The sequence below is a fragment of the Pseudomonas sp. GL_135 genome, from assembly GCF_057834665.1.
In genome coordinates, this window is the sequence record NZ_CM174408.1 from 4,204,810 (window position 1) to 4,228,545 (window position 23,736).

A 23,736-nucleotide genomic window follows, 5' to 3' on the forward strand; every position below is an offset into this window, starting at 1 on the left:
CAAGTCCAGCCTGAACACCCGGTTGGCAGCCCTGGCCGGTCAACGCAGACCGCCAGCCGTTCGCGGCATCGGGCTCACCAGGTTGGCGTCGACACTGTGGTCGGGCGGCAACCGTTAAAAGAACAGGCAAAGGCGCCTGGAACCGAGAGGTTCCGGGCGCCTTTTTTTTGCTTTCGAAAAACCTGATTGGCCTTGGCCGGGACTCGATATGACCACCACAGTCGCCCCACTCAACGACGTCCAAACCCTGATCGTCATCGGCAACGGCATGGTGGGTCACCACTGCGTCGAACAACTGATCGCCGCCGGCGCCCTTGAGCGCTACCGCATTCATGTGTTCGGTGAGGAAGGCCAGCGCGCCTACGACCGCGTGCACCTGTCCGAATACTTTGGCGGTCGCGACGCCGAGTCACTGGCGATGAGCGCTGCTTCCTTATATGAGCAGACCGGGCTTGCGCTGCACCTGGGTGTGCCGGTGCTGGAAATCGACCGGGTGGGGCGCGAAGTGATCACCGCCAAGGGCCGCTTTGGTTACGACAAGCTGGTGCTGGCGACGGGCTCCTACCCTTTCGTGCCGCCCATCGAAGGCGCTGAAGGCAACTCGCGACTGGTCTACCGCACCCTGGACGACCTCGACACCATTCGCGCCGCGGCCAGTCAGTCAAAACGCGGTGTGGTGGTCGGCGGCGGGCTGCTGGGACTGGAAGCGGCCAACGCGCTGAAGTCACTGGGACTGGAAGCCCACGTGGTGGAATTCGCGCCGCGCCTGATGCCGGTTCAGCTGGACGATCACGGCGGCGCCGCCCTGAAGGCGCGCATCGAAGCGCTGGGGGTTGGCGTGCATCTGTCTCGCGCGACGCAATCCATCAGCGCGGGTGAGACATACCGCTACCGGATGAATTTCGCCGGCGATGAATTCCTCGAAACCGACCTGATCGTTTTCTCCGCCGGCATTCGTCCGCAAGACGCCCTCGCCCGCCAGTGTGAGCTGGCGCTGGGCCCGCGCGGCGGCGTCGCCATCGACGAACATTGCCGCACCAGCGACGCCGACATTTTCGCCATCGGCGAGTGCGCGGCCTGGAACGGCAGCGTCTTCGGCCTCGTCGCGCCGGGCTATCAAATGGCGCGCAATGTCGCGGCGCAATTGTGCGACCTGGCCGCCGAGCCGTTCTTCGGCGCGGACATGTCGACCAAACTCAAACTGCTCGGCGTCGACGTCGGCTCCATCGGCGATGCCCATGGCGCGTTGACCGGCGCGCGCAGCTACCGGTTCATCGATGAGGCCAGCGGCAGTTATCGACGCCTGGTGGTGTCCGCCGATGGCAAAAAAGTGCTCGGCGCCGTGCTGGTGGGCGACAACAGTTATTACGACACCTTGCTGCAATACGCACAGAACGGCATCAAGCTGCCCGCCGATCCGTCGAGCCTGATCCTGCCCCACAGTGACGGCGCGCCAACCCTTGGCGCCGATGCTCTGCCCGCCACGGCAACCATTTGCTCATGCCACAACGTGAGCAAGGCGTCGATCTGTTCGGCCATCGACGGCGGCTGCACCGATCTTGCCGGGCTCAAGGCCTGCACCAAGGCGGCCACCGGGTGCGGCGGTTGTGCAGCGCTGCTGAAAAGCGTGTTCGAGCACGAACTGATTGCCCGCGGCGTCACCGTCGATAAAAGCCTGTGCGAGCACTTTGCGTTCACGCGTCAGGAGCTGTACGCCTTCGCCCGCATTGAAAACATCGAAAGCTTCGACGAGATGCTGGCCCGCCACGGCAAAGGCCATGTGGGTTGCGACATCTGCAAACCCACCGTCGGCTCGATCCTCGCCTCGTGCTGGAACCGGCCGATCATGGACCCGTCGCTGGTCCCGCTGCAGGACACCAACGACACCTTCATGGCCAACATGCAGAAGAACGGCACGTACTCCGTGGTGCCGCGCATTCCGGCGGGCGAGATTACTGCGGACGGCTTGATCGCCATCGGCGCGGTGGCGAAGAAATACGACCTGTACACGAAGATCACCGGCGGCCAGCGCATCGATCTGTTTGGCGCGCAGTTGCACGAGCTGCCGGACATCTGGGCCGAGCTGGTCGCTGCCGGGTTCGAGACCGGCCATGCCTACGGCAAATCGACACGAACGGTGAAGTCCTGCGTCGGCAGCACCTGGTGCCGTTACGGCGTTCAGGACAGCGTGCAAATGGCGCTCAACATCGAGGACCGCTACAAAGGCCTGCGCTCGCCGCACAAGCTGAAGTTCGCGGTGTCCGGCTGCACCCGTGAATGCGCCGAAGCCCAGAGCAAGGACATCGGCGTGATTGCCACGGAGAACGGCTGGAATCTGTACGTGTGCGGCAACGGTGGCATGCGGCCGCGCCACGCCGAGCTGTTCGCCACCGATCTGGACGACGAGACGCTGATTCGCTACATCGACCGCGTGCTGATGTTTTACATCCGCACCGCCGACAAGTTGCAGCGGACGTCGGTCTGGCGCGAGTCCCTTGAAGGCGGGCTGGATTTTCTGAAGGCGGTGGTGATCGAGGACAGCCTCGGGCTCGCCGCCGAACTGGAGGCGCAGATGCAGTTGGTGGTCGACCGTTATGAATGCGAGTGGGCGAACGCGCTGAAGAGCCCGGAGAAACTCAAGCGCTTCCGCACATTCGTCAATGACAAGGGCGCTGACCCGGACATTCGTTTCGTCAAGGAGCGCAGCCAGCGTCGTCCGGCTCGCGCTGAAGAGTTGAATCTGATTGCCGCTGTGGAGGTTGCACGATGAGCCAGGCCAATGCTGCGGTGATGGAGATGCCGAAAACTCAGGTGTGGCGCGCGGTATGTGCGCGTGAGGATCTGGTGCTGAATTCCGGCGTGGTTGCGCTGGTGGGCACTGCGCAGGTGGCGTTGTTTTTTGTGGCGTCCATTGGTGGCGCGGCGCAGTTGTTTGCGGTGGACAATCGTGATCCGGTCACGGGGGTGAATGTGATTGGTCGGGGGTTGATCGGCAGTTTGGGCGGGGATCTTGTGATCGCTTCGCCTTTATATAAGCAGCATTACCGGCTGAAGGACGGAACGTGTCTGGAGGATGCGGCACTGCGGCTGCGGACCTGGCCGGTGCGGCTGGTGGGCGATGTTGTGGAGGTAGATGTCAGCGGCGTTGCTTAGTCCGCGAAGATCAAGTGCGTCTGCCTAACGGCAGACATTTCGCCTTCGGCGAGTTACTTGGAAAAGCACCCCAAGTAACCAAGGGTGCTTGCTCCTGGTTGGGCCCTTCCTTCGTCAGGGTTCCTTCACTCCGGTCTCGCTCCGTGGGCCCGCGCCGAACGGACATCCATGTCCTGACGGCGCTCTCGCCGCATCCATGCGGCTCGGCCCACTGCGCGAGACCTGCGTTCAGCCTGCACCCAAGTCGCGATTGGAGGTGACTGAGCCTTTTGTGTAGGAAGATCAAAAGCAGAGCACAAGCAGATCACAAGCAGATCAACAGCTTCCCGGCTAAAGCCGGTCCTACAGTCGGGATCGACGCCACTTCTGCTGGATGCACGCGCCGCTTTTAGTGGGACCGGCTTTAGCCGGGAAGAGGTCGGTGTGAGCGATGCCAGATTCTCGGGGTGAACCTGATCGTTCCCACGCTCCGCGTGGTAACGCAGCCCCGGACGCTCTGCGTCCTGCAGGCGACGCTCATTCAAGCCCGGGCAAGTTGACGCGAAGCGTCATTAACAGTGTTACCACGCGGAGCGTGGGAACAACCATCGATCAGACTGCGCCCACCAAATCCCAGGCATAAAAAAAGCGACCCTAAGGTCGCTCTCTTTGTCGTTACGAGGAGTTCAAGGGCCTCGTAACTTAATATGGCGCAGCGGACGGGACTCGAACCCGCGACCCCCGGCGTGACAGGCCGGTATTCTAACCGACTGAACTACCGCTGCGCGTAACACTTGAAACGAATGGTGGGTGATGACGGGATCGAACCGCCGACATTCTGCTTGTAAGGCAGACGCTCTCCCAGCTGAGCTAATCACCCTTCGCTTCGGTGTGGCGCGCATTCTACGGAGCGATCAAAAAGCTGGCAAGCACTTTTTGAAATAAATTTTATAATCCTTCCAAAGGCTTACATCAGGGTTGGCCGCAGGGTCGCAGCAGCGAATAATGCCCCCCTTTGTATAAAGGAGAGATGTACCCCATGTGGTTCAAAAACCTGCTTGTCTATCGCCTGACCCAGGACCTGCCATTTGACGCCGAGGCGCTGGAAACCGCGTTGGCGACCAAGCCTGCACGAGCCTGTGCCAGCCAGGAGTTGACCACTTACGGTTTCATCGCCCCGTTCGGCAAGGGCGAAGACGCGCCACTGGTGCACGTCAGCGGTGATTTCATGCTCATCTCGGCGCGCAAGGAAGAACGCATCCTGCCCGGCAGCGTGGTCAACGATGCATTGAAAGAAAAAGTCGAAGAGATCGAGACCGAGCAGATGCGCAAGGTCTACAAGAAGGAACGCGACCAGCTCAAGGATGAAATCATCCAGGCCTTCCTGCCCCGCGCGTTTATCCGCCGCTCGGCCACTTTCGCCGCCATCGCCCCCAAGCAAGGCGTGATTCTGGTCAACGCTTCCAGCCCCAAGCGCGCCGAAGACCTGCTGTCGACCCTGCGTGAAGTGGTCGGCTCGCTGCCGGTACGTCCCGTGACCGTCAAGACCGCGCCAACCGCTGTGATGACCGAATGGGTCAAGACCAGCCAGACCGCCGAGCACTTCTTCGTGCTGGACGAGTGCGAACTGCGCGATACCCACGAAGACGGCGGCATTGTGAAATGCAAACGTCAGGACCTCACCAGCGACGAAATCCAGCTGCACCTGAGCACCGGCAAAGTCGTCACTCAGCTGTCGCTGGCGTGGCAGGACAAGCTGTCGTTCGTGCTGGACGACAAGCTGGGTATCAAACGCCTGAAGTTCGAAGACCTGCTGCAGGATGAAGCCGAGCAGAACGGCGGCGACGATGCGCTGGGGCAGCAGGACGCCAGCTTCACCCTGATGATGCTGACGTTCGGCGAGTTCCTGCCGCAACTGATGGAGGCATTGGGCGGCGAAGAGATTCCCCAGGGGATCTGATTTCGCCTGACGGCGCAGGAGCCGGCTTGCTGGCTCCTTCCGTTTCCGGGTTCATTCATACCAATAAGAAAGGAGCAGACCATGCGCGCCCTGGCTGCGTTGAGTCGTTTTGTCGGTAATACCTTCGCGTACTGGGTGCTGTTGTTCGCCGTGCTGGCGTTCCTGTTCCCGTCCTGGTTCATCGGCCTCAAGTCGTACATCGTGCCGTTGCTCGGACTGGTGATGTTCGGCATGGGCCTGACCCTCAAGCTCGATGATTTTTCTGAAGTCGTGCGCCATCCCTGGCGCGTGGCTCTGGGTGTGGTCGCGCACTTCGTGATCATGCCCGGCGTGGCCTGGCTGCTTTGCCAGCTGTTCCACCTGCCGCCGGAAATCGCCGTGGGCGTGATTCTGGTGGGCTGCTGCCCAAGCGGCACCTCGTCCAATGTCATGACCTGGCTGGCAAAAGGTGACCTGGCGCTGTCGGTGGCCATCGCCGCCGTCACCACCCTCCTCGCCCCGCTGCTGACCCCGGCGCTGATCTGGCTGCTGGCGTCGGCGTGGTTGCCGGTGTCCTTCATGGAAATGTTCTGGTCGATCCTGCAGCTAGTGATGCTGCCGATCGTGCTCGGCGTCATCGCTCAGCGCCTGCTGGGCGCCAAGGTGAGTTTTGCCGTCGACGTGCTGCCGCTGGTGTCGGTGGTGAGTATCGTGATGATCGTCTGTGCGGTGGTGGCGGCGAGTCAGGCGAAGATTGCCGAATCAGGCCTGTTGATCATGGCCGTGGTGATCCTGCACAACAGCTTCGGTTTTCTGCTGGGTTACTTCACCGGCAAGCTGTTCAAACTGCCGCTGGCTCAGCGCAAATCGCTGTCTCTGGAAGTCGGCATGCAGAACTCAGGCCTCGGCGCCGCCCTGGCCGCCGCGCACTTTTCGCCACTGGCGGCGGTGCCAAGCGCGCTGTTCAGCGTGTGGCACAACATCTCCGGCGCGTTGCTTTCGACGTACTTCCGAAAGATGACGCCGGATGCGGTGGTCGCGGAAGAGAAGCCGATTGCAGGGTGATCGGCCCTGAAGCTGGCTTGCTCTTTGTGGGAGATTCCCGGTCGCCCACGAGTCGTTCAGCGGATGCGGTCAATGTGGGAGCGAGCTTGCTCGCGAAGACGATATTCCTGCCGGTGAAGGTTTAGCGGATGTACCGACCTCTTCGTGAGCAAGCTCACTCCCACAGGTCCTCTGTCGCAAGCTCAACCAGCAGTCTCCCACCAGGTATTCCGACAGCTCAAAACATCGGCTTCCGGCTAACGCACCGCCCCCCGCAACTGCGCCACCCGCTCACGCACCCGCGCCGGTTGCGATGCCTCCCTCGTCAACGCAGGCCCGGCCACCAGGGTCACTCGCGACCACAGTCTGCGGAATACCCCCTTGTTCGGGTCGCGGCTGAAGAAGCTTCCCCACAACCCCTGCAATGCCAGCGGAATCACCGGCACGTCGGTTTCCTGCAAGACCCGGGTCATGCCGCTTTTAAAGGTGTCGATCTCGCCGTCGGTTGTCAGTTTTCCTTCCGGGAAGATGCACACCAGCTCGCCTTCCTTGAGGTAATGGGCGATGCGTTCGAACGCTTTGTCGAACACCGCCTTGTCCTCCTTGATGCCGGCAATCGGGATGGCGCCCGCCGTACGGAACACAAAATTCAGCACCGGCAGATTGAAGATCTTGTAGTACATGACGAAGCGGATCGGCCGGCGCACAGAACCTGCAATCAACAGCGCATCCACGAACGACACATGGTTGCAGACCAGCAATGCCGGGCCCTCATCAGGGATCAGGTCGAGGTCGCGATGCTCCACCCGGTACATGGAATGGCTGAGCAGCCAGATCATGAAGCGCATGGTGAACTCGGGCACGATTTTGAAGATGTACGCGTTGACCGCGATGTTCATCAGCGACACGACAAGGAACAGCTGCGGGATCGACAGTTTCGCCACGCTCAGCAGGATGATCGAAACGATCGCCGACACCACCATGAACAGCGCATTGAGGATGTTGTTGGACGCGATGACCCGCGAGCGCTCCTTCTCCGCCGTTCGCGACTGGATCAGCGCGTACAGCGGCACGATGTAAAACCCGCCGAACACGCCGATGCCGAGGATGTCCAGCAACACCCACCACGCCTGGCCGTACCCCAGAATCGCCAGCCAGTTGTTAGCCTGTACGTTCTGCGGGAAACCACCGGAATGCCACCAGAGCAACAAGCCGAACACGGTCAGGCCCATGGAGCCGAACGGCACCAGACCGATCTCCACTTTGCGCCCGGACAGTCGTTCGCAGAGCATGGAGCCGGCGGCAATGCCGATGGAGAATACGGTCAGAATCAGGGTGACGACGGTTTCATCGCCGTACAGAAACTCCTTGGCGTAGGCCGGGATCTGCGTCAGATAAATCGCTCCGACGAACCAGAACCACGAGTTGCCGACGATGGAACGCGACACCGCTTTGGTCTGGCCCAAGCCGAGTTTCAGGGTGGCCCAGGATTCGCTGAAGATGTTCCAGTTCAGGCGCATGTCCGGCGACGCGGCCGCTGCCGGCGGAATGCCCCGGCTGGCGAGATACCCCAGACACGCCACCGAAACCATCGCTGCCGCCACGATGGGCGCGTAATGGGTCGCCGACATCATCACGCCGGCGCCGATGGTGCCGGCGAGGATCGCCAGAAACGTGCCCATTTCCACCAGGCCGTTGCCGCCCACCAGTTCATTCTCATGCAGGTGCTGGGGCAGGATCGAGTACTTCACCGGCCCGAACAACGCCGAGTGGGTGCCCATGGCGAACAGCGCGGCCAGCATCAGCGACAGGTGATTGAAGAGAAAACCGGTCGCCCCCACGACCATGATCACGATCTCCAGGACCTTGATCATGCGGATCAGTTTGTCCTTGGGGTACTTCTCGCCGAACTGCCCGGCCAGCGCCGAGAACAGAAAGAACGGCAGGATGAACAGCAAGGCACAGAGGTTGACGTAGATGGACCGGTCCCCGTCGATGCTCAGCTTGTAGAGAATGGCGAGGATCAGCGACTGCTTGAAGATGTTGTCGTTGAACGCCCCGAGGGACTGGGTCACGAAAAACGGCAGAAAGCGCCGCTTACCCAATAAACTGAACTGCGACTGACTCATCTTCCCTGGTCCTGAGTGGCGCCGGTGCCGGCTTTCGGATGGGAACGCCGAACGGCGGTTCCGGGCCACATTGAAGACGACACCGGCGGCAAAGTCGAGCACCCGGTCCAACGCATAGCCCGTTAGCGCGAGCGAGCGGTACCTAGCGTAAGCCCGCGATGCACGGTGAAACGAACAGCTCGCCTTTATAGGCCCCACTCACGGTGCGCTTCATGATCACCAACCACAGGGCGGTCAGCGCCACGACCAGCAAGGTGCCGAGGACCGCAAAAAACCCGAGATGAAGCACCGCGCCCAGCTTGAGGGTGGTCAGCGCGAACACGCCCAGCGGAAAGGTGAAACCCCACCAGCCCAGATTGAACGGGATGCCGTTGCGCAGGTAACGCGCAGTAATCAGCAGCGCCATCAGGCACCACCACACGCCGACACCCCATAAAATCACGCCGCCAATCAGGCCAAGGCCCGAGGCGATCTCGCCGACGCCGGGCAAACCATTGGCGTTGAAGATCAGTGCCGAATCGGCGCCCAGCACGATCAGGCCGAATGCCCCGGTGCTGATCGGGCCCAGCGCCAGCCAGCTCGAAGCAGCCATGCTTTCGTGGGGCAATTTGTGCAGGGCCATGCGCAGCAACAGGATGGTCAGAATGCTGAACGCCAACGGCACCGACATCGCCCACAGCACGTAACTGGTGATGAGCACGCCGAACTGGCTGTGGTTTTCAGCCAGATGTGGCGCCAGCAGTCCACCACTCACCGCTGCCACTTCGCAGGCCACCAGGGGCAGAAGCCAGACGGCGGTCATCTGGTCGATGCGGTGTTCCTGGCGGGTGAACATCAAAAACGGGATGAGCACGCCGCAGGCCAGGGACATCGCCACGTCTAGCCACCACAACAGCTCGGCAAGCGGCAACACGCCGTCGCCCCAGCGTGGCAGGCCGAAAGTCAGCAACCCGTTAATGAGCGTCGCCAGGCCCATGGGAATCGTGCCGAAAAACATCGACACCGTGGAATGCCCGAACACCCGCCGCGCCTCGTCGAAAAACATCGCCCAGCGGGCGATGTAGAGGGCGCTGAAGGTCAGGAACAGCACGATGTTGAGCATCCACAAGGCCTCGGCCAGCTGGAACACACCGGGGATGGTCACCGGAAGCTGTGTCAGCACGGCGGAAAGAATGCCGGTGCCCATGGTCGCGGCGAACCAGTTGGGGGTGAATTGGCGGATGACTTCCCGAGGATGACTCAGTTGGCTGAAGGGTCTTTGCGGGAAGAACATGGCGTGGGTCATGGCGGGCTCCTGTCCTCGTGTGAGGTGGTCCCCATAGTAGGACGGCAGCTGATATCGACTAAGCGGGTAATTTCGCTATGCCTCATAGATTTCCCAGATATATAGGTGCCGACTGAAACCATAGCCGTCAGAGCACCCTCGACACTGACTGCACGCGCTGCTTTTAGTGGGACCGGCTTTAGCCGGGAAAGGGCCGGTGCAAACGCTCTAGATGCGCCGCTCAGACCATGGTCGAAACAGACGAACCCCACGCGGCGTGCGAGACTGTCCGGCCGGCGAGGGATCGCCACCGAAACCGCTCGCCGCTTGTCTCTGGAGTTCCCATGTCGCTGTCCAGCGGGTTGATCGCTGCGGTCGCCCTGGCCTATATGGCCATCATGTTCGCCATCGCCTTTTACGGTGACCGTCGCAGCAAACCGCTGCCGCCGCGCCTGCGCGCCTGGGTGTACAGCCTGTCGCTGGCGGTGTACTGCACCAGTTGGACGTTTTTCGGCTCGGTCGGCCAAGCCGCCGAACAACTCTGGTCGTTTCTGCCGATCTACCTCGGGCCGATACTGCTGTTGCTGCTGGCGCCCTGGGTGCTGCAGAAAATGGTGCTGATCAGCAAGCAGGAAAACATCACTTCAATCGCGGACTTCATCGCCGCCCGCTACGGCAAGTCGCAGACCCTCGCCGTGGTTGTCGCGCTGATCTGCCTGATTGGCGTGCTGCCCTACATCGCGCTGCAGCTCAAAGGCATCGTGCTGGGGGTGAACATTCTGATCGGTGCCGGCGCCGACGCCACCGGGACCCGCGCCCAGGACACCGCGCTGATCGTCTCGTTGGTGCTGGCGCTGTTCACCATCGTCTTCGGCACCCGCAACCTCGACGCCACCGAACACCACCGCGGCATGGTCCTGGCGATCGCTTTCGAGTCGCTAGTCAAACTGCTCGCCTTCATGGCCGTCGGGGCGTTCGTGACCTTCGGGCTGTACGACGGCGTGGACGACCTGTTCAGCCAGGCCATGCTCGCGCCGCGCCTGGAGGAATACTGGCAGGAAACGGTCAACTGGCCGTCGATGGTGGTGCAGACCGGCGTCGCCATGATGGCGATCATCTGCCTGCCTCGGCAATTTCACGTCACCGTGGTGGAGAACATCGAGCCTCAGGATCTGCGCCTGGCCAAATGGGTGTTCCCGGCATACTTGGTGCTGGCGGCGGTGTTCGTGGTGCCGATTGCGCTGGCCGGGCAGATGCTGCTGCCGGCCTCCGTGCTCCCCGACTCGTTCGTGATCAGCGTGCCGCTGGCCCACGCCCACCCGGCACTGGCCATGCTGGCGTTCATCGGGGGCGCCTCGGCGGCCACCGGCATGGTGATCGTCGCCAGCGTCGCGCTCTCGACCATGGTTTCCAACGACATGCTGCTGCCGTGGCTGCTGCGGCGCAAAACCGCCGAGCGCCCGTTTGAAGTGTTCCGCCACTGGATGCTCTCGGTGCGCCGGGTCAGCATCGTCGTCATTCTGTTGCTCGCCTACGTCAGCTATCGGCTGCTGGGATCGACCGCCAGCCTGGCGACCATCGGCCAGATCGCCTTCGCCGCCATCACGCAGTTGATGCCGGCGATGATTGGCGCGCTGTACTGGAAGCCGGCCAACCGGCGCGGTGTGTTTGCCGGGCTTGCGGCAGGGGTGTTCATCTGGTTTTACACGCTGGTGCTGCCGATCATTGCCCACAGCATGGGCTGGTCGCTGAGCAGTTTTCCGCTGCTGGCGTGGCTGCACAGCAACCCCTTCAATCTGCCGATCAGCCCGCTGACCCAGGGTGTAGTCCTGTCGATGCTAGGCAACCTGGCGCTGTTTGTGTGGGTCTCGCTGCTGTCGCGAACGCGGGTGTCCGAACACTGGCAAGCGGGGCGTTTCATCGGTCAGGAATTGCAGGCGCGGCCTAACAATCGCTCGCTGCTGGCAGTGCAGATCGAAGACTTGCTCAAGCTCTCGGCGCGTTTTGTGGGCGAAGAGCGAGCGCAACAAAGCTTCATCCGCTTCGCCTACCGACAGGGCAAAGGCTTCAACCCCAACCAGAACGCCACCGGCGAGTGGATCGCCCACACTGAACGTTTGCTGGCGGGGGTGCTGGGCACGTCGTCGACGCGGGCGGTGGTCAAGGCGGCGATCGAAGGCCGCGACATGCAGCTCGAAGACGTGGTGCGCATCGCCGACGAAGCCTCCGAAGTGCTGCAGTTCAATCGCGCCCTGTTGCAAGGCGCCATCGAGAACATCACCCAGGGCATCAGTGTGGTGGACCAGTCCCTGCGGCTGGTGGCCTGGAACGCACGCTATCTGGAGCTGTTCAGCTACCCGGAAGGCTTGATCAGCGTGGGCCGGCCCATCGCCGACATCATCCGCTACAACGCCGAGCGCGGCTTGCTCGGGCCCGGCGAGGCCGAGGTGCACGTTGCCCGACGGCTGCACTGGATGCGTCAGGGCCGCGCGCACACCTCCGAGCGATTGTTTCCCAATGGGCAGGTGATTGAGCTGATCGGCAACCCGATGCCTGGCGGCGGCTTCGTCATGAGCTTCACCGACATTACGGCCTTCCGCGAGGCCGAGCATGCGCTCAAGGGCGCCAATGAAAGCCTCGAACAGCGGGTGGCCGAGCGTACGCGGGAGCTGTCGCAGCTGAACACAGCGCTGAGCGAAGCCAAGGCCCATGCCGAAGCCGCCAATCAGTCGAAAACGCGGTTTCTCGCCGCGGTCAGTCACGACCTGATGCAGCCCATGAACGCTGCGCGTTTGTTCTCCGCCGCCTTGCTGCACAACGACGAAAACGTGCCGGCGGAAGCGAAGCAACTGATCCAGCACCTGGACAGCTCCCTGCGTTCGGCAGAAGACCTGATCAGCGACTTGCTGGATATTTCGCGCCTTGAGAGCGGCAAGTTCACGCCGACCATCACGCCGTTCGCGCTGAACAACCTGTTTGAAACCCTCGGCGCCGAATTCAAGGCCCTCGCCCAGGAGCAGGGTCTGGACTTCCGTGTGCGCGGCAGCAATTTGCGCGTGGCCAGCGACGCCAAGCTGCTGCGGCGGGTATTGCAGAACTTCCTGACCAATGCGTTCCGTTACGCCAAAGGGCCGATTCTGCTGGGAGTGCGGCGCAGAAACGGGCAACTGAGCCTGGAAGTCTGGGACCGTGGCCCGGGCATTCCCGAGGACAAGCGGCAGGTAATTTTCGAGGAGTTCAAGCGGCTGGACAGCCATCAGACCCGCGCCGAGAAAGGGCTGGGATTGGGCCTGGCGATCGCCGATGGTCTGTGCCGCGTGCTCGGTCACTCGCTGGAAGTGCGTTCATGGCCGGGCCGGGGCAGCGTGTTCAGCGTTACGGTACCGCTGGCGCCCGCCTTGCCGACGCCGGCCGCTGCGCCGAGCGAGCCTTTGCGGGCCGTGCTGAACGGCACGCAGATTCTGTGCGTCGACAACGAAGACAGCATCCTGATCGGCATGAACAGCCTGCTCAGCCGCTGGGGCTGTCAGGTCTGGACGGCGCGCAATCGCGAGGAATGCCAGGCCCTGCTCAACGACGGCATTCGCCCGCACTTGGCGTTGGTGGATTACCACCTGGACCACGGCGAAATCGGCACCGAACTGATGGCGTGGTTGCGTACGCAACTGGGTGAGCCCGTCCCCGGGGTGGTCATCAGCGCCGACGGCCGCCCGGAGCTAATCGCCCAGGTGCATGCCGCTGGCCTGGAATACCTGGCCAAACCGGTGAAGCCCGCAGCCCTGCGAGCGTTGTTGAGTCGGCATGTGCGTTTGGGTTGAGGCTGGCTGGTCTCGTCAAGATGGGAACGATGATCCACTGTAGGAGTGAGCTTGCTCGCGATCGGCTGCGAAGCAGTCGTGAAACCCGACACCCCGGTAATGCCTGACACACGGCATGCACCGGTTTGCTGCCGCTGCGCGCCAGATCGCGAGCAAGCTCACTCCTACAGTTTTCTTCCGCAGTGCTCGACGAATTCGCGGCAGGGGTGGACGGTTCTATTCAACCTTCCTGAACACAAACATCAACCCCACCACGATCAACACCATCCCCAGCAAACTCATCAACGCGAGGCGGTTGCCGTAGATCAGGTAGTCCATGATCGCGGTGACGCCGGGCACCAGGTAAAACAGGCTGGTGACGTTGACCAGGTTGCCCTGGGCGATCAGGCGATACAGCAGAAACGTCGCCAGCACCGACACCACCAGCCCCATATACAGCACCGGCACGTAGAAGCCGATGCTGTGCTCGAAATGAAAAGGCTGAAACGGCACGAACACGGCACACACCGCCGTCCCCGCCAGGTACTGCACCGGCAACGTGCCGAGGGGATTGTCGGTGATGCGTTTCTGCATGATCGAGCCGCCGGTCATGCTCAACATGCCAAGCACGCCGAACGCCATGCCGGCCAGCGAGCCACTGTCGCCGATGCCTTGCCAGACCACCAGCACCAGGCCGACCAGCCCCATACTCAGGCCAAACAGGCGTGACACCGAGCGGCTGCGTTCGACCAGCACGGCCGTGAGAATCGGTTGCACGCCCATGATCGTGGCCATCACGCCGGGCGCGACCTTCATGTCCAGCGCCAGCAGGTAGCAGATCTGGTAAGCCCCCAGCAGCACAGCGCCCGTCAGCAACGCGAAGCCCATCGAGGCGCGGGTGGCGGGAAGCTTGTAACCCAACGCAGGGATCAGGATCGCCAGCGCAACAAGCGCCAGCAAGAAACGAAACAGCAGAAACGCAAAGGGCGAAGCATGGCTCAGGCCCCACTTGGAAACGATCGCGCCGCTGCTCCAGAGCAGTACGAACAGCGTCGTTGTGGCCATCGAGGCCAAAGCTTTGTTAGCGAACATGAGTCACCTGTGATTCAGACAAAATCGGATCCGGCACGAACCGGATTCACGGATGTTTTGCGGGCGTTTGCAGGCCTGGACCGACAGCGTTGAGGCAGTCGATCAGCCGAGCACAACGACCCCTGGCGGTGCAACGGCGCACACGACAGGACTGTTCACAGGTGGGGGTGGCGGGTAGCGCGTGATGACGGCGATTTGCATGCAGCTGCACGGTTCCGCAACAGCGTAAGCCGTGGCGGATAAAGCGAACCGTTTGCTGGATGCAGGCATCGTGCTCATCTTCTGAAAGGAGTGACTCGGTGTTGCCAGGTGTTACGGCAACGAGGCCGACTATAACCAGCGATCGGTGCCTCGTGCAATGCCATAGCGCGACGTCGTGAATGACCCTGATGCGCTACTAACAAGAGAGCCCTACCAGGACAGCTTCAACTCAACGCCGAGGTAGTTGCTATCGTGCCCGCCGGCATCGCGCACTGACTGGCCGACGTCGTAGTGCACCGCTTCGATCGCGCCGCTCAGATTGCCGGTGAACGCGTAGTCCGTGCGCACCTGTCCATACGCGCCGGTCCAGCGACTGCCCTGCCCCGCCGTCCCCGCCACCGCAATGTTGGGCTGCACGTAAACGGCGTCTTCGGTGGTCTCACGCCATTGCAGGCCGAGGGCCGTCTGAATGCTCAGCTTGGCGATGGGCTTGATGGTAATCGACGGTTTGACGTGCAGGATGTTGGCATAACCGGTGTAGCCCCCCAGCGAGAAGTAGTAGCCATTGGGGAACAGCGGATTGAACGTGCCCAGTGTGCCATCGCCGTTGTTTCGGTCGCCCGAGGCCGCGTCCAGTTGCAGGCCCAACCGCGGCGTCCAGCTGATGTCGGCAAACGTGTAACCCACGCGACTGCCCGCCGCCCAGGCGCGAATGCTTTTGGCGCCGACCGAACCGGTCTGCCCCATCGCTTCCAGGTCCCAGTCGTAGCCATCGGCCGCGCCGCCCAATCGAGCGTCAAAGATGTTCCGGTGTTCTGCACCACTGGCGTCCAGGTAACTGGCGTCGTCGCGTTCATACAGGCCGACGTACGCCGAGAGCTCGTTACTGCCGCCGACCCGACGCTCGGCGCGGAGCATGTGGAAGCGAAATTCATGGTTCGAGCGATCGTCGAAGTGGCGCTCGTCCTGATACTGCACCGGTCGACTGGCGATCGCGATGAAGCGCCACAAGCCGGTCTCCCAGTCCGCCCACAACGCATCGAACGACTGGCGCACGTTGGGCCCGTCGCGGGAAGAAATAAAGCGCTGCAGGTCGAACGCGAAATCCTGCCGCCCGACCCGCGCCTTGAACGTGTTGTCGCCCAGCTTTTTGGTGTACTCCAGAAACGCCAGGCGCAGGTCGGTACGGTTCTGATCAGCGCCACCAATCGTGGTCTTGTCATAGGCGCGCACGTCCTCCAACTGCGTGAACACGCGCCAGTTCTCGTTGAAGTGCAGATCGGCGTGGACCTGAAAGCGCTGCAGCCGATACCTGTCGCGGGCCACATTGCGGGTGCCGAACGCGCTGGCGTCGTTCATCTCGAAGCGCTCACGCAACGTGCTGCCCAGTGAGAGGTAGGTCTGAGGATTGTCGGCGGACAACGGGATGTATTTGAGACTGTCCAGCGGTGCGGTCCTGAGGGTCGGATTGGCGAGCACCGACCAATCCTCCTGCCAGCGATTGGTCTTGATCGTCGGCCTGGCTTCAGCGTCGGCAGCACGGGACGGGCTGCTGACCATCGGCAACGCCACGGCCAGGCACAGACCGCTCACACCTGCCGCGAATCGAGTACGCGCCATCGGTCAACCGGCCGCAGCGGTCTGATGAATTTCAGCAACGTAGCCACCCGGAAACTCAACGACTGCTGCCGTGCGCCCCTCGCTCGTGAACGGCTCGACGAGCACGTTCACGCCCGCTGCTTTGGCCTTGCCCAAGGTGTCCTGCAAATTAGCGACTTCGTAGCCGGTGTTGTCGTGGCCGAACGGATACGGCAGATGGCCGTCGGTGGCCAGCACGACCATTTTGCCAAACGGCGACTCGATGCGAATGCGGTGGAACGTAGCATCAGCGCGGCCGATTTCGATGCCCGGTGCTTTCTGCTCGTCACTGACGACTTTGCCGTGGGAGAACGCGACAAACGCTTTCACGAAAGCTGCAGCCCGGTCATTGGAGACGTAGACGCGGTTCTCTGGAATGGTCTGGAACGGCGCGTAATTCGGCACTTTGGTGTGCCAGTAAAGCTGCATGTTCACCCCTCCCGGCCACTGCACGACGGCGTCGCGACCGATCGGGTCCGGGAAATCGGAGACGATCACGTCGGCGCCGGCCTGACGGGCCTCTTTGATCGCAACGTCCATGTCCTTGACCAGATACCCGTTGCGCTCATCGCCAAACGGACGCGGGATCGGGGTCTTGAAACCGAACAGCGAAACCGTGCCGACCGGGGTCTGAATCAGTTGGGACGTGGTGCTGCTCGGCACCGGCAACACGTTGACCACCACCTGCGGCGTGCTCTGTCCGCCAAACGTGGCGGTAAAGCTCTGAACGAAGCGGTCCACGTCTGCGGGGGCCACGTACACATGGGTGGTGTCGTATTGCGGGGCAACGGCCACGGCGGCGGATTGGGCAAAGGCAACGGTGGGCACAACCACAGCCGCCATCGGACCGGCCAAGCCAAACAGCGTGGCGGAAAGCATCAGGAATCTGGCGCGCATGAACAATGTCTCCGGGTAAAAGGGCTGGACGCAGGGTCCGCCGACTGGCCCGAGGAGGATTGAATAGACGTGCTATTTGCCGGTTATGCCCTGGCGCCAGGCATAAAAAAACGCCGCTGCACGGGGTGCAACGGCGCTTGATAAAGCCGTTCGTTCAGCCGAATAGCCAGTAGCCCAGCAGCGTCAGCACGAGCACTGCCAGCACCGGACGCAAGATGCGATAGGCCTTGGGGTTGGCGCGCTTGAACTGCTTGACCTTGCCGCTGAAGCTGTTGCTGAACCGCTTGCTGAAGGCATAAGCCTGATTGATTCCGCCGACGCGCTCGTCATCGGTGTTCTGCGGCGCGGTGGCTCGACCCAGAAACGCGCTGACCCGACGGTTGAGGGCGGTCATGAGGCGATTGCTCAGCGGCCGCTCGATGTCGCAGAACAGAATCACGCGGGTGACGTCGGTTTCGTTCTTGACCCAGTGCACGTAGGTTTCGTCGAACATCACGTCGTCACCGTCGCGCCAGGCGTAGACCTGACCGTCAACGAAGATGCGGCAATCGTCGGAGTTCGGCGTCGACAGACCCAAGTGATAACGCAGGGAGCCGGCGAACGGGTCGCGGTGCGGATTCAGGTGGCTGCCGCCGGGCAACAGGGCGAACATCGCGCCTTTGACATTGGGAATACGGCTGACCAGTTCGACGGTCTTGGGGCACAACGCCTCGGCGGACGGCAGCGGTTTGTCATACCACTTCAGGTAAAAACGCTTCCAGCCTTTCTTGAAGAACGACCCGAAACCCGCATCGTTGTCCTTGGCGGCGGCACGGATATAGCCTTCGTCGAACAGGTGCATGGCTTCGTCACGAATGGTTTCCCAGTTGTCGCGCAGCACATCGAGCTCGGGAAACTTGCTGCGGTCCAGGTACGGCTTGGACGGCACGCTGGAGAACAGGTACATCAAGGCGTTATAGGGGGCGAACAGTGCGGAGTGATTCACGAACTGGCGCAATACCGGCAAACGCGCCTTGCCGCGCAGATGCACGTACAGCGTGCTGCCGACAAACAGCAGCAGAATCGCCGCTTTGACAGCAAAAGAAAGGGTCATGAAACTCTCCTTGGAACAGGGCCGAACGGCGCGGCCCGAAGCTTACGCTGCTGAAACCGCTGCCGGATGACCTGGGACAATCTTCCGGCGGGTTTCGAATGGCGGCCATCATAAGCTTTAGTCCGCCGGGTAAAAAGCCGAAGCGGCCGCGGACACGACTATTGGGTCAGCTCGCGTTCAGTAAACAGGTCGCTGAAGAGCATGCTCGACAAGTAGCGCTCACCCGAATCCGGCAGCACCACTACGATCGTCTTGCCCTGCATTTCCGGCTTCTCGGCCAGTCGCACCGCGGCGTGCATGGCCGCGCCGCAGGAGATGCCGCAGAGAATCCCCTCCTCCTGCATCAGCCGCCGCGCCATGTCTTTGGCTTCCTCGTCGCTGACCAGTTCGACGCGGTCGACGATCGAGAGGTCGAGGTTTTTCGGGATGAAACCCGCGCCGATGCCCTGAATCTTGTGGGGGCTGGGTTTGATCTCTTCACCGGCCATCGCTTGCGTGATGATCGGCGAGCCCATGGGTTCTACCGCCACCGAAATGATCGGCTTGCCCATGGCGTGCTTGATGTAGCGCGAAACCCCGGTGATCGTGCCGCCGGTGCCGACGCCCGCGACCAGCACGTCGATGGCGCCGTCGGTGTCGTTCCAGATTTCCGGCCCGGTGGTCTTCTCGTGAATGGCCGGGTTGGCCGGGTTCTCGAACTGCGCCGGCATGAAGTACGTGCCGGGATCACTGGCAAGCAGCTCCTCGGCTTTGGCGATGGAGCCTTTCATCCCCAGCGCCGGCTCGGTCAGTACCAGTTCGGCGCCCAGGGCCTTGAGCACCTTGCGCCGCTCTATACTCATGGAGGCCGGCATGGTCAGGGTCAGCTTGTAACCACGGGCTGCGGCGACAAATGCCAGGCCGATGCCGGTATTGCCGGACGTGGGTTCGACGATGGTCATGCCGGGCTTGAGTCTGCCGCTGCTTTCGGCGTCCCAGATCATGTTCGCGCCGATCCGGCATTTGACGGAATACCCCGGATTACGCCCCTCGATCTTGGCCAGGATGGTGACCCCGCGCGGCGCGATTCGGTTGATCTGCACCAGTGGCGTGTTGCCGATGGAATGGGCGTTATCTGCGTAAATACGGCTCATGACCGGGTCCTTGTGCAGGTTTGGAAAAGCTCAAAGCCTATGCCTTGAGCCGGTGCAACGTCCAGTCGAAGCGAACCGATCACATCGCCAGCAGTCAACAAAACTACGTGACTGGAGGGTGGAAGCATGAAACGTCGTTACAGCTGGCCGTTATGGACAATTGTTGGCCTGGTGGTGCTGCTCATCGCGGTGCATATCGCGCTGCCCTACGTGGTGCGCAATTATCTCAATGACAAGCTGGCAGACATGGGCGACTACCGCGGTCAGGTTACCGACGTGGACCTGGCCCTGTGGCGCGGGGCGTACCGGATCAACGGTCTGAAAATCATCAAGGTCGACGGCAAGGTCCCGGTGCCGCTGCTGGATGCACCGGTCATCGACCTTGCTGTCAGCTGGCATTCGCTCTGGTACGACCATGCCGTGGTCGCCGAGGTCGCGTTCGTCAGCCCCGAACTCAACTTCGTCGACGGTGGCCCGGACAAGCGCCAGTCCCAGACCGGTGCCGGCACTGACTGGCGCGCTCAGCTGGACAAGCTGCTGCCGATCACCCTCAACGAGCTGCGCATTCAGGACGGCAAGATCACCTTCAGCAATTTCAACTCGACGCCGAAAGTGAAAATCGATGCCGATAACATCAACGCCAGCATCTATAACCTGACCAACGTCGAAGACAAGGCCGGCAAGCGCGATGCCCGTTTCGAGGGCAAGGCCATGCTGCTGGGCCACGCGCCGCTGGAAAGCACCGCAACCTTCGACCCGTTCAGCCTGGAGGACTTTGACTTCAAGCTACGCGCGACCGGTATCCAGCTCAAGCGCCTGAACGACTTCGCCTCGGCGTACGGTAAATTCGACTTCAACGCGGGCGACGGCGATGTGGTCGTCGAGGCGCAGGCCACCAATGGCCAGCTCAGCGGCTACATAAAGCCCCTGCTGCGTAACGTCGACGTATTCGACTGGCAACAGGATGTCGAGAATCAGAACAAAGGCTTCTTCCGCTCGATCTGGGAAGCCGTGGTCGGCGGCGGCGAAACGGTCCTCAAGAATCAAGGCAAGAACCAGTTCGCAACCCGCGTCGAACTTAGCGGCAGTGTCCACAAGCAGGACATCAATGCGTTCGAGGCGTTTTTGCAGATCCTGCGCAATGCCTTCGTGAAGGCGTTCAACACGCGCTATGACAGTGGCAAGAGCGAGGCGAAGTAAGCCTGTCGCTCGGTAAGTCGTGTGCGAGAGGCTACCCGTCTTGTCGATGCCGGGTTGTGACGCGCCAAACGCGGTCAATGTGAGAGCGAGCTTGCTCGCGAAGCGTTATTTCAGCGATACGTAATGGCTGAAATAACGCCATCGCGTGCCTGGCTCACGCCTCACCTTCCCCGCTCGGCTTATCAACGCCATAGGCCGCGCGCTTCTCCGCCACCATCAAGCCGTTATCTGGCTGATTCTGTAACGCATCCCATCCCAGGCACGCCAGCGCCAGCGTGCGCGGTGCGGCCTCGCTGCCGTTGGTGTAGCGGGTGATGCTGCGCGTGCTGACCCCCAGTGCCTCGGCCGCCAAGGCCAGCGGCAATCCGGTGCGCGCGCGCCAGCCGATGAAAATCCGCGTGTTTTCGTCGGTAGCGGCCTGCGCCTTGGCGTCCAGGTAAAGGGTGTCGGCGCCGATCTGGATGTCGGGCCCCGCCCACTCGACGGTCCAGCCGTCGTCGCCGATCTGAGCCTGCTTGAACACGTTCGGATCCTTCAGCGGTTGCAGCCCCGGAAATGCAGCGATGTCGCCGCTCAGGTCAAGGACATATTTCACGTCGTTGATAAATGTAAGCGCCAATTTTTGGTGAGCCAACGCCTCTACGGTCTTGAGGCGTGGGCGTTTCATGGATGCCATCGTTTCCATTCCTCCAGCAATTCTGTTTGGTGGGCCCTTACCCATTCGAGCGCCTCCCTGAGGACGGCGGCCGGGGCGTAGCCGAGCATGGGTTCAACCAACTGCAGACAGATCAACACATCCAGCCCGCCACCGGTGAGGTGCACGTGGGGCGGCAGGTGATCCTTTTCCCGCAGTTGAATCCTGTATTTGTCCCTGAATCTGTATTTGGTCGACATGCGCAGCAAGGTATCGCTATTTTGGCGATACCTCAACGGCATTTACAAATTTTAGCCGGTCAGGTCGTGACGCCCCATTCAGGTACTAAACAACCGATACTTGATAAAGCCTTGTAAAACGGGGCTCTCAGCCGTGTTCACTACCAATGATGCGCACATGTGCACCCGCCGTGTGCCCCGATGCCAAGACGCTGCGCATCACTTCAACGCCGGCTATCTCGTAGCAGCACATCGCCATGTCAGCTAACATTCAACTGCGCCATACCGGCACTATTAGACGGATCGAACATGAGAATCATGGGATGGATATTGACAATTGTTGGCTGTATCTGGGCGTTCTCTGGAATCACGCGCATCATCGCCGGAGCAATTGGAGCTATGCCGGGCGGTAACGGCTCACACGTTGGAATGGGCCTCGTTACTGTCCTGCTTGCATGGCTCCTGATATGGGGTGGCGGCAAGCTTCGTGCAAAGGCGGTGAAAGCTTCCGCCTAAATCAGGCCGAGAGTGGAGGCGTTCCATGGTTGGCGAACTCTCGGTGCAAGGCGTCTCGGGTAGCCCTCAGCCAGCGGATTGCCTCCGCCTTCTGATCAGAAGGGAACGAGCGAGTGGCTCGCTTCCCGCGTACCCCAATCTCGCAGCGCCAACGGTTACGCACTGTCCAGTAGCACAGGCCTTTGACGCCGCTGCGGTTGTGTCGGGCGAGGGTCTGGTTCTGTGTGTTCTGTGCAACCGTGCACAGGCGTAGATTCGCCGGGTCATTGTTCGCCCGGTTGCCGTCGCGGTGATCCACCAGCGCATCGCCAGGGTCTACACCATAGTGCAGGGCGTAGATCACTCGGTTCGTCCGCAGTGAAAAGCCGCGACAGCGGACCTGATAGTAGCCCCGCCCATTGGTGCTGCCTGCTACTGCCCCTGCTCTCCGACTGTTGGTCGGACGTTCGGCCCAGCGGAGGCCGGTAGGTGAAGTGCTGTCTATGGCGAGGTGCTTACGTACCCACTCCAGCGGTATTGGATGATGGCGCATGAATGGACCTGAATTGCGGGCAGCCGCGTGCCTCCCTGCATTTAGGGTGATGGCGGCTGCGATGGTGGTGGTGGAGGTGGTTAGATGGTGCTGCGACGGGCCGCGTCTAGGCTGCTGGAGCCGTCGTCTGCGGCGCTATGGAAGCGGTGCGGCATACCAGCAAGCTGGTTGTCGATCATCGCTTGAGCACCCAACAGCGCAGCCTCAGACGCAGCCACGAGGGCAGTACGCGGCAACAAGGTTGTGCCCTGCTGCGGGGTAGTTGCCTCGTGGTACAGCACTGCGGATTGGGTATCGACCTTAATGACGCTGCGACCTACTCGGATGCTCAACGGCGCATGACGCTGACCAAAGCTCTTGAGGCCTTCGGGATAGATGGCGAATCCAGCGAGCGCAGCGACCTGTTCGAGGTCGCCCTGCTGGAGGTCAGCAGGGACGATACCCGCTTGGGCCAGGGTCATCAGTCCACGGCCAGCCGCAACTGTGTTCAGCTCTGAGGCACCCGAAGCGTTGCTTGTTTCTCTGATCATCAAGTCCAGCGCCACTGCCGCCAGTGTCTTGTTGCTGGCCTCGGCAGCATCCTTCACCACACCAACGCCAACAACATCCCGAATAGCGAGTACGTCGAGGAGGTCTTGCAACCACTGACAAACCCGTTCGCCCAGCTTCTCCGCCTTGGCGCTAGAGGATCTAACGTAGCTGTCCTGCAAACTACGAGACCGGTCTCGGTCCTTGCGGTAGGTCAAGACCTTAGCGAGCTCAGCGAAGTCAAACCCGTTGTCTTGCGCGTTAGTCAGCACTGTGAGGAATTCAGTCTCTACATCATCAGCGCTCGTGCGTCGGCTTTCGGCTCGGGCAGGGTCGATGAACTGTGCCGTCATCCGTTCGATTCCTCGCTGAACCTGCGGATACGACTCGGGCATTTCAGGGATCACAATATGAGGAGCATCGTCTCGGACAAGTTCAATCGTGGTGGACATCAACGCAAGTAGTGCACGGGCGCGCTCGTTATCGACGGCGGTTACGGTGGAATTCGATACTTTATTTTTAGGGGTCATGGATTCATCTCTGCTTATGGCGCGATAAGCGCACGGAAGTTTGGTAAGTTTTGAGTTAGGGAGTGCAGCAGTTAGAGGAAGGCCTTCGCGTGTTTGAGTAAAGGGAACTCGTCAAAGGGGCGATTCCACAACATCCACTTGTTCGCGTACTTCATGTATTTGTGCATCGATTCCAACCTGCCCGATTCGGGCAGGGCT

General features: G+C 61.4%; 17 protein-coding genes and 2 tRNA genes. 6 read left to right on the forward strand and 13 right to left on the reverse strand.

Annotated features, from left to right (window positions below):
• The first annotated feature begins 208 nt into the window (after positions 1–208).
• Complete coding sequence (gene nirB / locus AC3ISG_RS18610) at positions 209–2,770, forward strand: nitrite reductase large subunit NirB (protein WP_489297665.1); 2,562 nt, start codon at positions 209–211, stop codon at positions 2,768–2,770.
• Positions 2,767–3,153 carry a nitrite reductase small subunit NirD gene (gene nirD, locus AC3ISG_RS18615; RefSeq protein ID WP_489297666.1) on the forward strand — a complete coding sequence of 129 codons (387 nt, stop codon included), beginning with the start codon at positions 2,767–2,769 and terminating at the stop codon, positions 3,151–3,153. The genes nirB and nirD overlap by 4 nt, the downstream gene beginning before the upstream one ends.
• Before the next feature lie 687 nt (positions 3,154–3,840).
• Here the strand turns inward: nirD and AC3ISG_RS18620 are convergent.
• Positions 3,841–3,917: transfer RNA gene (locus AC3ISG_RS18620), tRNA-Asp, on the reverse strand.
• 19 nt (positions 3,918–3,936) lie between these two features.
• A tRNA-Val gene (locus AC3ISG_RS18625) sits at positions 3,937–4,012 on the reverse strand.
• A gap of 159 nt (positions 4,013–4,171) precedes the next feature.
• On the opposite strand from AC3ISG_RS18625, the gene rdgC reads away from it, so the two are divergent.
• Both rdgC and AC3ISG_RS18635 read left to right on the forward strand, forming a co-directional pair.
• Positions 4,172–5,092, forward strand: a complete 921-nt coding sequence (rdgC, locus tag AC3ISG_RS18630) for a recombination-associated protein RdgC (RefSeq protein WP_108122056.1) — start codon at positions 4,172–4,174, stop codon at positions 5,090–5,092.
• Positions 5,093–5,173: 81 nt separating this feature from the next.
• On the forward strand, positions 5,174–6,136 hold the full coding sequence (locus tag AC3ISG_RS18635) for a bile acid:sodium symporter family protein (protein WP_410928054.1): 963 nt from the start codon (positions 5,174–5,176) through the stop codon (positions 6,134–6,136).
• 236 nt (positions 6,137–6,372) lie between these two features.
• On the opposite strand, the gene AC3ISG_RS18640 is transcribed toward AC3ISG_RS18635, so the two are convergent.
• Both AC3ISG_RS18640 and AC3ISG_RS18645 read right to left on the reverse strand, forming a co-directional pair.
• Positions 6,373–8,244 (reverse strand): MFS transporter, encoded by a 1,872-nt coding sequence (locus AC3ISG_RS18640; protein WP_489297667.1) that lies wholly within the window; start codon positions 8,242–8,244, stop codon positions 6,373–6,375.
• A 142-nt stretch (positions 8,245–8,386) separates the two neighbouring features.
• Positions 8,387–9,529, reverse strand: a complete 1,143-nt coding sequence (locus AC3ISG_RS18645; protein WP_489297668.1) for a TDT family transporter — start codon at positions 9,527–9,529, stop codon at positions 8,387–8,389.
• A 323-nt stretch (positions 9,530–9,852) separates the two neighbouring features.
• On the opposite strand from AC3ISG_RS18645, the gene AC3ISG_RS18650 reads away from it, so the two are divergent.
• The gene (locus AC3ISG_RS18650; protein ID WP_489297669.1) at positions 9,853–13,326 is read left to right on the forward strand and encodes a hybrid sensor histidine kinase/response regulator; all 3,474 of its coding nucleotides are present in this window, start codon (positions 9,853–9,855) and stop codon (positions 13,324–13,326) included.
• Positions 13,327–13,542: 216 nt separating this feature from the next.
• Here the strand turns inward: AC3ISG_RS18650 and AC3ISG_RS18655 are convergent, their stop codons facing one another.
• The 5 genes from AC3ISG_RS18655 to cysK all read right to left on the reverse strand — a co-directional run bounded on the left by AC3ISG_RS18655 (position 13,543) and on the right by cysK (position 19,359).
• Positions 13,543–14,397, reverse strand: coding sequence for a DMT family transporter (locus AC3ISG_RS18655; RefSeq protein WP_489297670.1), 855 nt, complete (start codon positions 14,395–14,397; stop codon positions 13,543–13,545).
• 411 nt (positions 14,398–14,808) lie between these two features.
• On the reverse strand, positions 14,809–16,218 hold the full coding sequence (locus AC3ISG_RS18660; RefSeq protein ID WP_489297671.1) for an alginate export family protein: 1,410 nt from the start codon (positions 16,216–16,218) through the stop codon (positions 14,809–14,811).
• A 3-nt stretch (positions 16,219–16,221) separates the two neighbouring features.
• The gene (locus tag AC3ISG_RS18665; RefSeq protein WP_122537805.1) at positions 16,222–17,079 is read right to left on the reverse strand and encodes a glyoxalase; all 858 of its coding nucleotides are present in this window, start codon (positions 17,077–17,079) and stop codon (positions 16,222–16,224) included.
• A gap of 208 nt (positions 17,080–17,287) precedes the next feature.
• The gene (locus AC3ISG_RS18670) at positions 17,288–18,226 is read right to left on the reverse strand and encodes an aspartyl/asparaginyl beta-hydroxylase domain-containing protein (protein WP_489297672.1); all 939 of its coding nucleotides are present in this window, start codon (positions 18,224–18,226) and stop codon (positions 17,288–17,290) included.
• 158 nt (positions 18,227–18,384) lie between these two features.
• Positions 18,385–19,359 (reverse strand): cysteine synthase A, encoded by a 975-nt coding sequence (cysK, locus tag AC3ISG_RS18675; protein WP_489297673.1) that lies wholly within the window; start codon positions 19,357–19,359, stop codon positions 18,385–18,387.
• A gap of 126 nt (positions 19,360–19,485) precedes the next feature.
• Here cysK and AC3ISG_RS18680 point away from each other — a divergent pair, with 126 nt between their 5' ends.
• Positions 19,486–20,559, forward strand: a complete 1,074-nt coding sequence (locus AC3ISG_RS18680) for an AsmA family protein (protein WP_489297674.1) — start codon at positions 19,486–19,488, stop codon at positions 20,557–20,559.
• A gap of 154 nt (positions 20,560–20,713) precedes the next feature.
• Here AC3ISG_RS18680 and AC3ISG_RS18685 read toward each other — a convergent pair whose 3' ends face one another.
• The 4 genes from AC3ISG_RS18685 to AC3ISG_RS18700 all read right to left on the reverse strand — a co-directional run bounded on the left by AC3ISG_RS18685 (position 20,714) and on the right by AC3ISG_RS18700 (position 23,538).
• Positions 20,714–21,226 (reverse strand): DUF2442 domain-containing protein, encoded by a 513-nt coding sequence (locus tag AC3ISG_RS18685; protein ID WP_489297675.1) that lies wholly within the window; start codon positions 21,224–21,226, stop codon positions 20,714–20,716.
• A complete protein-coding gene (locus AC3ISG_RS18690; protein ID WP_122623078.1) occupies positions 21,223–21,453 on the reverse strand; it encodes a DUF4160 domain-containing protein in 231 nt (76 codons plus the stop codon). Before AC3ISG_RS18690 ends, AC3ISG_RS18685 begins: the two co-directional genes overlap by 4 nt.
• A 496-nt stretch (positions 21,454–21,949) precedes the next feature.
• A complete protein-coding gene (locus AC3ISG_RS18695) occupies positions 21,950–22,291 on the reverse strand; it encodes an HNH endonuclease (protein WP_489297676.1) in 342 nt (113 codons plus the stop codon).
• Between the two features lie 269 nt (positions 22,292–22,560).
• Positions 22,561–23,538, reverse strand: a complete 978-nt coding sequence (locus tag AC3ISG_RS18700; RefSeq protein WP_489297677.1) for a hypothetical protein — start codon at positions 23,536–23,538, stop codon at positions 22,561–22,563.
• Positions 23,539–23,736: the final 198 nt, after the last annotated feature.